The organism is Microvirga sp. RSM25 (genome assembly GCF_044784385.1).
In the GTDB taxonomy this organism is placed as follows: domain Bacteria; phylum Pseudomonadota; class Alphaproteobacteria; order Rhizobiales; family Beijerinckiaceae; genus Microvirga; species Microvirga tunisiensis.
Genome location: NZ_CP173040.1, coordinates 325,912 through 338,617, shown reverse-complemented (window position 1 = coordinate 338,617; position 12,706 = coordinate 325,912). Strand labels below are relative to the sequence as shown.

The following is a 12,706-nucleotide window of genomic DNA, read 5'->3' as shown; positions in this document are numbered from 1 at the left end:
CAGTTTGGCTTCAGAGGCCTATGATCATTCCTCAACAACACAACAGCGCAATGCCCTGCTCGACCTCGTCGAGTTCAATGAGGAGTTGTATGTTGCGATTTATCCCGATGTGTCGAAGCTGATTGAGGAGGGGGATATTGTTCTGGGCCTTGAGCATTACATTGAACGCGGCAGAAGCGAAGGGCGCCTGCATAATCCGGAATATTTTGCAGCGCTTGGCTACTCCAGAATGCCAAGATCTCCGATCCAGATCCCCTTCAGCATCGATACGGCATTCGTTTCCGAGAGCGGCATCGCCTTTGTGGTTGGGTGGGTCGATGATCGCCAAGTCCCTCTGAGCAGTATTTCCATCATCTCTGGATCCGAGGGGTGCAACACCCGAGCCTTTGGACGCTGCCGACGTTCCGATGTTGAGCGAAACCTGAACATCCCAGAGGGACATTCCGTCGGGTTCTGGACCATGGTGCAGCTAGTTCCGGGCCAGGACTTAACCGGCGCGTGGAGGGTCAGGGTGTTGTTGGATAGCGTTGGTTTTGCCGAAGCGCAGACCAATGCGCGAATGGTGTCTGACAGTGAGCTTCGCAATATTGTCTTGGGATACTTCGCCAGTGTTGAGTATTATGGCAACCGCGACATTGAGGCTTTCCAAGCGCTTGAAAGTGGCCTTGGCCGGAAGCTTATCCAGCTGAACCGCTATATTTCGTCCTCCATCACCGCTACGGCGCATGTCGAGCGGTTCGGTCGGCGAGACCGCCACTTCAAGGCATCCATCATCGTTTGCCTGTTCGGAAAGCACGAGTTTCTATTTCTCCAGAACGCCCTCTTTTCTCGCGCGAATCGCTTTGACGATTACGAGTACGTCTATGTTTCCAATAGCCCAGAACTCTCGGAAGTCCTGCACAAAGAAGCCCGCATTGCGGAGCGGATCTACGGGATCAGTCTCACACTTGTGACGCTCTCAGGGAATGCCGGCTTCAGCGCAGCCAACAACATTGCGGCGAGGTATGCAATCTCCGACCGCATTATTTTCGTCAATCCAGACGTGTTCCCGATCGACAATGGCTGGGCCGAGCGGCATGAAGGTATCATTGCCGGTCTGCCGGCCGAGCAAACCGCCATATTCGGGGCCCTTCTTTACTATGATGATGGGTCGTTGATGCATGGTGGCATGTATTTTGACATCGACCGGGGCCTATCCATTAAACCGAACTCCATTGTCTCCCGGGCAATGATTCGCGTCGAACACCATGGGAAAGGTTCGCCTGCCTCATCGGCTCAGTACACGAGTGCGCGGCCTGTCCCGGCAATCACCGGGGCATTCATCTCGACCGACCGGTCTTGGTTCGAACGGCTCGGTGGCTTTAGCGAGGATCATCTCTTTGGCCATTACGAAGATGCTGACCTTTGCCTGAAGAGCTTGGCGCAGGGAGTACCGGTCTGGATGCATGATATCCGTTTCTGGCATCTGGAAGGGAAAGGCTCTGTCCGACGGCACGAGCACGAGGGCGGATCGCTTGTAAATCGCTGGCTGTTCACCCGCAACTGGGGCGAGCTTATCCAGGCAGAGATCGCTGGGAAGACGCCAGTACATCGCCTTCTCAATCCCGCGTCAGAGTCTGCAACGGGGACGACCAATCTAACCACGTCGGGACAGCCGACCGACCAGCAACGCTCCGGCAATCCAAAAGCCGTCCCACCGTGCGGCGGCGCTCGATGATCAAGACTGCGAACGAAGCATGACAATCATTTCACTGAAGGCTGCCTCGGATTACAAGCCTGAGGAACAGCCTGTGCGTAAGAAGGTGTTGCTCGTGAGCCTTTTTCACCCCGAACTGTTGCGGGGTGGAGCTCAGCAGATCTGCTACGAGCTTTTTGAAGGATTGAAGCAAGTTCCGGAAATAGAGCCGGTCCTGCTCGCCTCTGTCGATAACAAGAATTATCCCGCGCTCTTCAAGAGCGGCGCCCGGATCACCGGCTTCGACAGGCGCGAAGGCGAGTTCCTGTTCCTCACCCAGGACTACGACTATTGGTGGCACAAGACCTCCTCACCCGCGATGGTAGAAGGATTCGCCGAGTTCCTGGAGCTTGTTCGTCCCGATGTGGTGCACTTTCATCACTTCTTCACGTTCGGCATCGACCTCATCACCCTGACCCGGCGCGTCCTGCCAAACTGCCGTATCGTCTTCACATTCCACGAGTTCATGAGCATCTGTGCGGCCGATGGACAGATGGTGCGTCGGACGGACCGCTCACTCTGCACGCAGGCAAGCCCCGTTCGCTGCCACCAATGCTTCCCGGAGCGCACGCCAGAACAGTTTCATGTCAGGAAGATGTGGTTCCAGAGCCATTTCGCTGAGGTCGATGTCTTCACCTGTCCCAGTCACTTCATGATCGAGCATTATGTCCGCTGGGGCATTCCACGGGAGAAGATCAACCGTATCACGAATGGGCAGCGGATGTATGGTGATCCTGCAGCTCTTCCAATCGCTGATGGGCCGAAGAGGCGCTTCGGGTACTTCGGCCAGCTCGTCGACAATAAGGGCGTGCACATACTGCTAAGAGCGGTGCAGATCCTACGCTCGGAAGGATATATGGATTTCGTCGTCGAGATCAACGGCGACAATCTTCAGTACGCATCTCCGGCCGTTCGCGACGAAATTAATAATTTCCTCGCCAGCGAGCAAACCTTGCCCCCAGACGAGCAGATCGTCTTCAACAATGGCGGCTATCACGTAGACGAACTGCCGAATCGCATGGGCCGCGTGGACTGGTGCATCGTCCCCTCGACTTGGTGGGAAATTTTTGGCCTTGTTATTTCCGAGGCTTGGATGTTTAAACGGCCGGTCATTTGCTCAAATGTTGGAGGGCCGGCTGAGCGAATTATGGATGGCGAGTTTGGCTTGCACTTTCGAATGGGCGACCCTCGGTCCCTGTCTCAAGCCATAAAGCGGGCGTGTACAGAGGACGGCCTTTGGGAGCAACTGTCGTCTCGCATTCCTTCACCGCCATCGCGATCTGAAATGGTAGCGGGCTTCCTCGAAACCTACCAAAGCTAAACGTCATCTGTCCGCCTGCTTCCCCCAACATTCGGGCAAACCAACGCTTGGGCTATTCACTTTGACCTTCCCCTTAAATAACTCAGGTCGCTGTCCCGCCGTCGTCGAGGCCGGCTCCGTCCGCTTCGGCAATCACCTTCCGCTCAGCATCATCGCCGGTCCCTGTGCCATGGAAAGCCGCGAGCACGCGCTCGAAATGGCGGCTGCGCTCAAGGAGATCACCGGAAAGCTGGGTCTCGGCCTCGTCTACAAGTCGTCCTTCGACAAGGCGAACCGGACCTCCATCTCGAGCGCCCGCGGCATCGGGCTGGACAAGGCTCTCTCCATCTTCGCCGAGGTGAAGGAGAAATTCGGTCTGCCGGTCATCACCGATGTGCATGAGAACGACCAATGCGCCCCAGTCGGCGAAGTGGTCGACATCCTTCAGATCCCCGCCTTCCTCTGCCGCCAGACCGATCTTCTGGTCGCCGCGGCCAGGACGGGCCGGGTGGTCAACGTGAAGAAGGGCCAGTTTCTGGCACCCTGGGACATGGCCAACGTGGCCGCTAAGATTACGGGAGCGGGCAATCCCAATGTCATGCTCACCGAACGCGGCGCCTCCTTCGGCTACAACACGCTCGTCTCCGACATGCGGAGCCTTCCGATCATGGCCGAGACCGGCGCTCCGGTGATCTTCGACGCCACCCATTCCGTGCAGCAGCCCGGCGGCAAGGGCACGACCTCCGGCGGCCAGCGCGAATACGTTCCGGTGCTCGCTCGCGCTGCCGTCGCTGTCGGCGTGGCCGGCGTCTTCATCGAGACGCACCAGGATCCCGACAAGGCGCCGTCCGACGGTCCCAACATGGTTCCGTTGAAGGAACTAGAAGGGCTGCTTGCGCAGCTGAAGGCATTCGATGCGCTAATCAAGCCACTTAGCATCACTAGCCCTTAGTTTATTTCCGCCACGCAGATTCTATTGGATGCAAAGTTGCTCGATATGCTCTCAAACAATCTCTCTACACTTCCGGCCGACTCTTCGGACTTGGATGAAATTATTCGCTCCGCAGTCCGGACTGTCGAAATTGAGATCGCCGGGGTACAAACGCTGGCTAGCTCTCTGCGTGGTTCCCTGAGTTCGTCCTTTCGGGATGCTGTAAACACGATCTTCCGCTGTCAGGGCCAAGTCATTGCCACTGGAATGGGAAAGTCTGGTCACATCGCAAAGAAGTTCGCCGCGACGCTGGCATCAACAGGGACTGTGTCAAACTACGTGCATCCCGCCGAGGCAAGCCACGGCGACCTCGGGATGATTGGCGCTGATGATGTCATTATCGCATTTTCATGGTCGGGAGAGACGCGGGAACTTGTAGATCTCGTTGCATACTCTCGTCGGTTCAATATAAAACTCATTGCAGTGACCTCAAATCCTTTGAGCACGCTTGGTTCAGCGTCGGACGTTTGTTTGACCATTCCCAAATTGACTGAAGCTTGCCCGAATGGCTTAGCTCCAACGACATCGACGACAGTACAACTCGTGTTAGCGGATGCGATTGCTATGTCACTCCTCTCCTTGAGAGGCTTTTCACCTGCAAATTTTCAGGTCTTCCATCCTGGAGGCAAACTAGGAGCGTCCCTCAAAACAGTTCGTGATTTGATGCATAGTGGAGATAAACTTCCTATAGTTACAGATGCTGCCTGCATAGCTGATGCTATAATAGTAATGACAGAAAAGTCATTCGGCATTGCAGCTGTCCTTAATAAAGCTGGAGCGCTTATTGGTGTCGTAACGGATGGAGACCTACGGCGTGGCCTAAGGTCTGATATCTTAAATACGTCTGTTATTGAAATAATGACAACTGAACCAATAGTGATCGGTGCCAAAGTGACAGCTGCTCAAGCTCTAAATGAGATGAATTCAGCAAAGATCACAGCTCTGATGGTTGTTGATGATAACAAATTAGTAGGAATTCTGCACGTTCACGATCTACTCCGGACCGGAGTGATATAGGAGTCTAGTTAAGGTTGCTTATACAACCGCGATCCTTTTGTCTTGTGGAGGCCACCAAATGAGAATTGGCTATTTTGAAAGCGCTCAATTCCAGAAAAGCGGTCTCCGCCTAATCGGGTGGGCGCTGGATACGGATGCACGTGAACCACCTACAAGAATTATTTATGTTCATGGCGACTTCGAGCACAGCTTGCAATGCTGCGATCTACGTAGCGATGTTGAACGGATTCACGGTGTTTCGACATGCGGATTTAGCGCAGAAGTAAACGTTGCGTTCAATGACCGGATGGGAGAGTCCGAGGCTAAAGTTATTGCAGTCTGGCAGGATGGTTCCACATCTGAACTGCCACGTCTGCGCAACGGCGTTTATGAGCCGTCCAGTATGCGCTTCAGAACTCTTGAAGAATTCGATCGCGCTTATCAGAATCCGGCTTTTCGCACGAAGAACAAACAACTTCTTGTATGGGCCGCGCGCCGCGCTCTCAACATGAGCAGACCTGATGAAAACCTCTTCATGGCAGCAGCATGTGTTCTTACGTACCGTCATATTGAGGATGATCTTGTTTCCGCCGATGAAATTCGCGAGGTGATGCAACGGTGTCATACAACCCGTGCTAAACTCAATCATATCGCATCCGGTGCAGCTCTTAGATGGGTCGGATCCACCCATCTCGCTTTTGGATATGCTTACCTATCTTGGAGCCAGTTTGATGAGGCCCGTAGGGAGTTCGACGCAATCTGCGCACGAGTGGACTCATTTGAAAGCTGGCCTCAGGCAGCAACAAACGTTGCAATCGCTCACTTCGTTGCGGGCTGGCTTGCATGGCGAAGCAAGGACTCTGCTCATGCTTTGCAGCGTCTTCAGGCTTCATTGACGATCCTCCGTCCGGCAGGAACCGTCAAGATCTGGAATTGGCACCAGTACGAAGAGTTTCGAGGAGTTGTCACGGCCTGCCAACAATGTTTTACATTGATGAAGTTCATTGAGTGGGAACGTGCTGAACACATTTTGCCGTCGAGCGCAACAATTTCATTCGAGCGTGTCTCTCGCGTGCTCGGGGTGCTTGCAAGGAAGGGGATCATTTCAGACGACATGCTCCCAAAACGGGACTGTATAGCTCTCGAAAAGCCACCGAAAAACTTTGCTGCCTAGAGAAACTCCGACTTTATGTGCCAGAGTCTCATGGAATTTACATGTCCGAATATCTTGTCCTTATCCCGGCTCGCCTCGCCGCAACCCGCCTGCCCAACAAGCCCATGGCCGAAATCGCAGGAGAGCCCATGATTGTCCATGTCTGGCGCAGGGCCGTCGAGGCGGGAATCGGGCCGGTCGCCGTCGCGACGGATGCTCCCGAAGTCGCCGAGGCCGTCATCCGCGCCGGAGGGACGGCCGTCATGACCCGTTCCGACCATGCGTCGGGTTCGGACCGAATCTTTGAGGCTGTGGAAAAGCTCGATCCGGAACGGCGGCACGACGTGGTCGTCAACGTCCAGGGTGATCTACCGACCATTGATCCCGCTGCCATCGTGGCCTCGATCACGCCGCTCTCGGACCCATTGGTCGACATCGCAACCCTTGTGGCGGTTATCGAAAGGGACGAGGAGCGCACCAACCCGAATGTGGTGAAGATGGTTGGAGGCGAGGTGTCGCCTGACCGCTTCCGCACCCTCTACTTCACCCGTGCGACCGCGCCCTATGGCGATGGTCCGCTCTATCATCACATTGGTCTTTACGCCTATCGCCGCAAGGCGCTGCAACGCTTCGTCGCCCTTCCGCCGTCCCGACTGGAGCTGCGCGAGAGGCTAGAGCAGCTGCGGGCCCTGGAGGCGGGCATGCGCATCGATGCCGTACTCGTGCGCGACCTGCCGCTGGGGGTCGATACTCCCGAGGATCTGGACAGGGCGCGCGCATTCATTGCCAGCGCCTCTAGGTACTCTCAAAAAGGAACCGAACTGGCTCCGCCGACCGAAGAGTGAATTATTCGCGTTGAGGAGGCTCGCAATTGAAGAAGCACTGGCTGGAGGCTACGTTATCTGCAAACTTCGTCCAGGAAATTTCCACCGCACTGCCTTAATGGCTTTCTGAGAGCTGAATAGCACCGAGAATGTCCACCAATAAACAACTTCATGAACTTATTATGGCGCATTCTGCACTGGCTCAGCGGCGTCTGATCGGAACCGAGGGTTTCACTATTCCCCACTTCAATGATCTACTTGTCCTCGAGGCACGGGAAGAGACGCTACGGGAGCTGGCTAACCTTGGGATTGAAATTGTAGGAAATCCTGGAACGGAAAATCTTTTCTTTGTCGAACGGGGAATGCCGTGCGTTAATCTCAGAGTTCACCTCAAGGGATCTCACCGCAACAGCGTTGTTCTTGAGACAAATACACGGGCTGTTGGTGAGGTTCACTTCGAAGGAGACGGGCACCTACTCTCTGTAGGACGTTCGTCGCGAGAGAACCGGCTTTGGATTATGTTCCGGGACCACCGGTCGGTATTCTTCTGCGGCCGTGAATGCTCTTCGCCTGGGATAAAGTGTTGGATAGAAGGACCTGAACGCCATATTCAGATCGGTGACGATTGTATGTTCTCGTGGAACATTTGGCTCCGAACGTCAGATTCCCATGGAATTGTTGATCTAGAAACCAGAAAGAGCCTTAATCTCCCTGATAGCATCGTCCTAGGCTCTCATGTTTGGATTGGACAGGACGTCGTAGTAATGAAGGGGACTGAGATTGGCGCTGGATCAATTGTAGGTGCTGGATCTATTGTGACTAAGGATATTCCGAGTTGCAGTCTTGCTGTTGGCTCTCCATGTCGGGTTCTACGTGGCAATGTTTCTTGGACGAGAATGTCTCAGCCCGACGAGAGCGCAATCAATGCATTACTTAGTATGCCGTTCATGAATTGAACGTCATTGGATTATCTCGCGATGAGCAGGGTTTTGGTAGGGGACTGCCGAGTTTCGCCTATCCCTACTGGCAATCACATAGTAACGAGGCGATCAGAACCGGGGATCCCGTTTTATGCCACGACTTGTGACGCGGGGCGAGCGTCGGCTTTATGGAGTTCGATGAGATAGCGCAGGTTCTCGGTAAGAGCAGCAAACTGATCCCATCTAGTGCGGCGTGATGCGATCGGCGATTCCTTCTCACACGGTAGGCTGACTCTACATAACTGGCGCCAAGGTCAGTTGACAGTAAGCGCAAAGCTGATGCCGTTCAGGGCCAATAATTTCACGGCATGAGGGCATCGATCTCGCGGGTAGGCCGTCCGGTTGATCCACCCCCATGGAGTGATCCGGTTAGAATGTCAGTGAAGTGATGGCTGGAACTGGCTTCAGATGTGATCCACCGCCTATGCAACTTTTCGAGCTTGGTGAGTTTGTTGGGCGAAGGCGTTTGGGGTCAAGCCGCCGAGCGCCATATGGGGCTTGATCTCATTTTGATCTCTCCTCTATTGCTGAATCCTCTCCCTGGCATCAGCCATGGAGAGGAACCTTGGTCACGACCATGTCACCGACACCTATTGATACCGGGAGGCAACGCCGATCCCGATGGGTCAGATTGCGGTGCCGGTGAGGCCTTACACCAGTGAGCCGTCGCGTGACCGGACTGGCTCCTCATCTCGCCACCTTCTTGCAAGGCCACCTGCCCCATGAACGGCGGGCGAGCCCGCACACGTGTGAGGCCTATGCCTAAAGCATTCGGCTGCTGTTGTACTTTGCGGCTGCCCGATTTCGGACCGCGCCATACCGCATCGATATCGAGCAACTCGATACGCCGCTCCTCCGCCTTCCTCGAGCATACCGAGGAGGCGCGCGGCAACTCGGCACGCCCCCGCAATCTCGGCTTTGCCGCGATCCATTCGTCTTCCGCTTCCTCGAATACCAGCTCCGTCCTGCCTGGACCAAGCCCGCTGGGTCCGGCGAACCCAACGAAGAAGGCCGATGAAGCGCTCGTCAGCCATCTCCCGCGCGAGGAGATGCAGGCTTTGCTTGATGCGCCGAACCCACGTCAGGTCTCCGGCATCCGGGATCGGGCGATGCCCCACTTGGCGTTCGAGGGCCCGCGCGTCTCCGAATTCGTCAGCCTCCGCCTTGGTCAGATCGACCGCCAAGCGGCGGCCAGCATCCACGTTATGGGAAAGTGCGCCGTGAGCGCCCGCTGCCGCTCTGAAAGGAGACAACGGCGGCGCTGAGGGCCCGATTGGCGATCCGCCCGGCGAGCGGCGATGCTGAGCTCTTCCTCAATGCCACGGGACAGGCGATGACCCGATCTGGATTAAAATATATCCTTGCTAACCCATCGCATTCACCAGAGCTTGTTGCAATGATGTGATTTGCGCCCAGGACGTGCTGATCCGCTGCGTCTGTTTCACCGCTGCGAGGGTTGGAACAGAGGGAACGCGCTGGCGGGAACGGGATGGGGTGATCGGGGCGATGGCAGCCCCCTCGCTTAGGGCGACGCCGCTCTCGGGCTTGGCATGAGAGCGGCAGCCAATGTGCGGACGAGGTCGGCTTCGGGACAGCAGGACGCGTAGGCCAAGCGGATGCGACTTGCCGTTTCCTGCACCCGCACGGCGATCTTGAGCAGGCGAAGGCGCAACGTGGCGAATTCTGCTCGGGCGAGATCGCGCAGGGCTGGGATGGCCTCCCGCACCTGCAGCATCAGCCAGTAGGCGGCCGTGTGCAGCACGAGGCGAACCTGATTGGCCACCGCTCGCCGGCACGAGGTCCGGTCGGAGGCAAGCTGTGCCTTGTGGAACTTGATCCAGTTCTCCGCCTGACCCCGGGCACAGTACAGGCTCTCGTAGATGACGCGCGGGCTGGTTCTGATCAGGTTGGTGACCACAAAGCGGATGTCGAGCCCGAGGCGGGTCGCCTCAATGCGGGCCACCACCCGTCGCTCGCACGACCAGCTTTTGGCCCGGTGCATCGTCTCGGCAAAGCCGCGAACGACCTCGCGATCCTCCAGGGCCCTGTGGGTGCGCACCGCATCCGCCACATCCTGAACTTTGGCGGTGAGCGGCCGGGTCCCGGCCAGTCCAAAGAGGTAGCTGATGCCGTTTGTCTCGCAGAAGTCCATGGCCTCGGGACGGGCGTAATGGCTGTCACCCCGGATGGTGATGCGCGTCGTCGGCCAACGCGTGCGGATCCGGCGCACGAGGCGTCGCAGATGCGCCCGCACCTCCACACCCGAGGGTGTTTTGCCCGGCCGCAGTACGATGGCGACAGGCCGACCCGTGGCGCTGTCGTAGACATGGATGGGCAGAAAGCAACGCTCGTCAGAGTGGGCGTTGAACAGGGATAACTGCTGATGCCCATGCACGACATCGCAGGTGTCATCGATATCCAGCACGACGCTATCCGGCACGCTGGCGTAGCTTTCCATCCACGGATCGACCCGTGCATAGGTCAGCCGGATCGCATCGCGCAGACTCGGGGCATTCTCCAGACGTGAGAGGGTGGGCTGGGACGCCAGGTCAGTGCCCGTCTCCGGCAAGTGTCCGCAGGCGAGCTTGAATGCCGGATCCGAGCGCAGCGGGCCGAAGTCGTTGCAATCCTCATAGCCGCACGCGATGGCGAAGATGCGGGCGCGGATCATGTCCGCCACAGCATGCCTGACGCGGGTTGGAGTGCGCCGGTCTGGAATGAAACCAGCGAGCCGCTCGGCGATCCCGAGCCGGCGCTCGGCCTGGGCCAGGAGCATCACACCACCGTCCGACGACAGGCGCCCACCGTCGAAAGCAGCGGTGATCTTCTTGCGGGATACGGCTGGAAACGAGAACGTCGGGGTTGTATCGTCCGTCATGGCGGGTGTGGCAGCCTTGGAACGAGTGCAGGATCGGCTTCAACAACCAAATCCTACGCTGCTACAAGTGCTTAAGCTACACTCGCCAACCCTCCTCATCCGCCTCATGCATAAAATGGGCTAAGCCTGTAGTCACCGCGGCGCAGAGACTGTCTTCCATCGCTGACAAATCTTCACTCAGCATTTTGTGCGCCATATCTGCGCCATGCACACCCTGCAGGCGACACGCGATGTTCGCAAAGTGTCGCCCTGGCTTGGTCACGCCACTCTACAGAGCGCGGAGATCTATCTGCGAGCCGATCCGACCGAAAAGCTTGAGGCGCTTGCCGCAATGGTGCCGCCGTCGCTCAGACCAAGCCGCTTTCGGGCTCCTGACAAGCTGCTGGCGATTCTGTAGTCAAACGGCCGATTGGCGAATTATGTGGAGTGATTGCTTCCCAAAAACCGCAGCTGGCAAGCGATCGTCGCTGCGGAGTCCGCATAATCCGGCGCTGCACATAATTCCTCAAATTAATCTGGAAGGTAGTCCCTCCGAGTGGTTCTAACAATCTCACAGTCGGAGCAGTTCCCTTTTCTTGACGTCGAGATCTGAACGCCACGTTTCTTTAATTCCTCCTGATATGCGGTTGAGCAATATTGGGCGAATTCAAGCGGTCGTCGCGACACGGATTCCGTTGGCCTCCCGCAGCCACTCGTCAAGCGCTTCTGCAGGAATATTCCAGCCCAGCGCCGTTCTCGGCCTTGAGTTGAGGGTGGCTGCCACGGCAGCGATCTCCCCGGCACTGTGGGTACTCAGATCAGTGCCTTTCGGGAAGTACTGATGCAGCAGTCCGTTGGTGTTCTCGTTGGTGCCATGCTGCCATGGGCTTTGCGGGACTTGAATGCCCGTATTGAACTCCGCCACAGCGCGGATCGCGCGGCTGCGGAACATCGCGATCAAACCGCTGATCGCAACATCCTGGTTGGTGAACGGAACCCAGCTGAGCGATCTGCGAGGATCGCGGCTGACGCGCCAGCGGAGTATCGGGCGCCCGACCGTCTTCCGCTTCGTCACGAACTCGTCGATGACCTCCTGGATCACTTGAGACGGCAGGCCGAGCTCCTTGCTCGCGCCTTTGGTCAGGTTACGCCGTTGCTTCTTTGATTGAACAGACTTCTTCCCGGCATGCGGCAAAAGGGAGCTTCCCTCTAGGGCTTCAACTTCTCGGAGATGGCGGAGTGCAATCCGTGGAGCCACCCGGCGATGTCGGACGAATAATGCGCTACCTCCATTGCGAGCAGCGCAAGGTCTTCATCCGACGAGACCCGGGCACCCTTCACTCCTGAGAGGAGCTTCATGACCTCTTTATCGCGCGTGGGTTCCCGGGGGTCTGCGACCCAGCCGATGCTGGCCTTGTTGATGGCGAGCTTGAAGCGCTCTCCGCTCTGAAAGCGGGCATCGACAAACCACCCGTTGCCACTCGGGCTCAGGTCTACGACGGTGAGTGATGGAGTTCTGACGCCGACCTCGGGCGCCGGATGCTTATCGGCCACCTCCAGCACTTCCCGCAGCCCCTCAATGAACTGTTCCACACTCATCGCGGAGCGGGCCAGTGTCTCCATTCCATAGATCATCTGGCTGAGGCTGGTGAACGGATAGCCCGGTTCGCCCACCCTGTCGGTGCTCCAATGAAAGATAGACGACAGCCTCTCGGTAATTTCCCTGTCATCGGGAGCCACGCTGACGCTCTTGCCGTCCCTGCCGGCTGTCATCGTCGCCGTGCTGCCATCGGGGAACATGATCCGGAGCATGAGGAGGTCGCCATCGATGACCGGAAGGATGTGTCGCCGCCAAGGGTCTCGACAGGCG

The 12,706-nt window shown here is 57.1% G+C and carries 11 protein-coding genes and 2 pseudogenes; 9 read left to right on the top strand and 4 right to left on the bottom strand.

Going from position 1 to position 12,706, the window contains the following annotated elements; all coding sequences use genetic code 11:
* Positions 1-4 precede the first annotated feature (4 nt).
* The 7 genes from ACD578_RS27575 (at position 5) to ACD578_RS27545 (ending at position 7,955) form a co-directional block, all read left to right on the top strand.
* On the top strand, positions 5-1,717 hold the full coding sequence (locus ACD578_RS27575) for a hypothetical protein (protein ID WP_404295185.1): 1,713 nt from the start codon (positions 5-7) through the stop codon (positions 1,715-1,717).
* Positions 1,718-1,736: 19 nt separating this feature from the next.
* A complete protein-coding gene (locus ACD578_RS27570; protein ID WP_404295183.1) occupies positions 1,737-3,056 on the top strand; it encodes a glycosyltransferase family 4 protein in 1,320 nt (439 codons plus the stop codon).
* Positions 3,057-3,117: 61 nt separating this feature from the next.
* On the top strand, positions 3,118-3,987 hold the full coding sequence (gene kdsA / locus ACD578_RS27565; RefSeq protein WP_404295180.1) for a 3-deoxy-8-phosphooctulonate synthase: 870 nt from the start codon (positions 3,118-3,120) through the stop codon (positions 3,985-3,987).
* Between the two features lie 45 nt (positions 3,988-4,032).
* A complete protein-coding gene (locus ACD578_RS27560) occupies positions 4,033-5,043 on the top strand; it encodes an SIS domain-containing protein (RefSeq protein ID WP_404295471.1) in 1,011 nt (336 codons plus the stop codon).
* Between the two features lie 58 nt (positions 5,044-5,101).
* The gene (locus tag ACD578_RS27555; RefSeq protein ID WP_404295177.1) at positions 5,102-6,196 is read left to right on the top strand and encodes a hypothetical protein; all 1,095 of its coding nucleotides are present in this window, start codon (positions 5,102-5,104) and stop codon (positions 6,194-6,196) included.
* A gap of 41 nt (positions 6,197-6,237) precedes the next feature.
* Entirely contained in the window at positions 6,238-7,020 is a 783-nt protein-coding gene (locus ACD578_RS27550; protein WP_404295175.1) for a 3-deoxy-manno-octulosonate cytidylyltransferase, read from the top strand.
* A gap of 128 nt (positions 7,021-7,148) precedes the next feature.
* Complete coding sequence (locus tag ACD578_RS27545) at positions 7,149-7,955, top strand: acyltransferase (RefSeq protein WP_404295172.1); 807 nt, start codon at positions 7,149-7,151, stop codon at positions 7,953-7,955.
* A gap of 446 nt (positions 7,956-8,401) precedes the next feature.
* Here ACD578_RS27545 and ACD578_RS27540 read toward each other — a convergent pair.
* Positions 8,402-8,542, bottom strand: a pseudogene (locus ACD578_RS27540) (integrase core domain-containing protein); the annotation flags it as partial.
* Positions 8,543-8,737: 195 nt separating this feature from the next.
* Here ACD578_RS27540 and ACD578_RS27535 point away from each other — a divergent pair.
* A complete protein-coding gene (locus tag ACD578_RS27535) occupies positions 8,738-9,244 on the top strand; it encodes a hypothetical protein (protein WP_404295170.1) in 507 nt (168 codons plus the stop codon).
* Positions 9,245-9,501: 257 nt separating this feature from the next.
* Here the strand turns inward: ACD578_RS27535 and ACD578_RS27530 are convergent, their stop codons facing one another.
* A complete protein-coding gene (locus ACD578_RS27530; RefSeq protein WP_404295168.1) occupies positions 9,502-10,857 on the bottom strand; it encodes an IS1380 family transposase in 1,356 nt (451 codons plus the stop codon).
* A 205-nt stretch (positions 10,858-11,062) separates the two neighbouring features.
* Between ACD578_RS27530 and ACD578_RS27525 the strand changes: the two genes are divergently transcribed.
* On the top strand, positions 11,063-11,254 hold the full coding sequence (locus tag ACD578_RS27525) for a hypothetical protein (RefSeq protein WP_404295165.1): 192 nt from the start codon (positions 11,063-11,065) through the stop codon (positions 11,252-11,254).
* 249 nt (positions 11,255-11,503) lie between these two features.
* On the opposite strand, the pseudogene ACD578_RS27520 reads toward ACD578_RS27525, so the two are convergent.
* A pseudogene (locus tag ACD578_RS27520) lies at positions 11,504-11,731 on the bottom strand (transposase); the annotation flags it as partial.
* 314 nt (positions 11,732-12,045) lie between these two features.
* Positions 12,046-12,648, bottom strand: a complete 603-nt coding sequence (locus ACD578_RS27515; protein ID WP_404295163.1) for a hypothetical protein — start codon at positions 12,646-12,648, stop codon at positions 12,046-12,048.
* Positions 12,649-12,706: the final 58 nt, after the last annotated feature.

Bases quoted from the DNA above. Each gene is read 5' to 3' on its own strand.
- ACD578_RS27570 (WP_404295183.1), top strand. From the start codon at position 1,737: ATGACAATCATTTCACTGAAGGCTGCCTCGGATTACAAGCCTGAGGAA.
- ACD578_RS27560 (WP_404295471.1), top strand. From the start codon at position 4,033: ATGCTCTCAAACAATCTCTCTACACTTCCGGCCGACTCTTCGGACTTG.
- ACD578_RS27555 (WP_404295177.1), top strand. From the start codon at position 5,102: ATGAGAATTGGCTATTTTGAAAGCGCTCAATTCCAGAAAAGCGGTCTC.
- ACD578_RS27550 (WP_404295175.1), top strand. From the start codon at position 6,238: ATGTCCGAATATCTTGTCCTTATCCCGGCTCGCCTCGCCGCAACCCGC.
- ACD578_RS27545 (WP_404295172.1), top strand. From the start codon at position 7,149: ATGTCCACCAATAAACAACTTCATGAACTTATTATGGCGCATTCTGCA.
- ACD578_RS27535 (WP_404295170.1), top strand. From the start codon at position 8,738: ATGCCTAAAGCATTCGGCTGCTGTTGTACTTTGCGGCTGCCCGATTTC.
- ACD578_RS27530 (WP_404295168.1), bottom strand. From the start codon at position 10,857: ATGACGGACGATACAACCCCGACGTTCTCGTTTCCAGCCGTATCCCGC.
- ACD578_RS27525 (WP_404295165.1), top strand. From the start codon at position 11,063: ATGCACACCCTGCAGGCGACACGCGATGTTCGCAAAGTGTCGCCCTGG.
- ACD578_RS27515 (WP_404295163.1), bottom strand. From the start codon at position 12,648: ATGCTCCGGATCATGTTCCCCGATGGCAGCACGGCGACGATGACAGCC.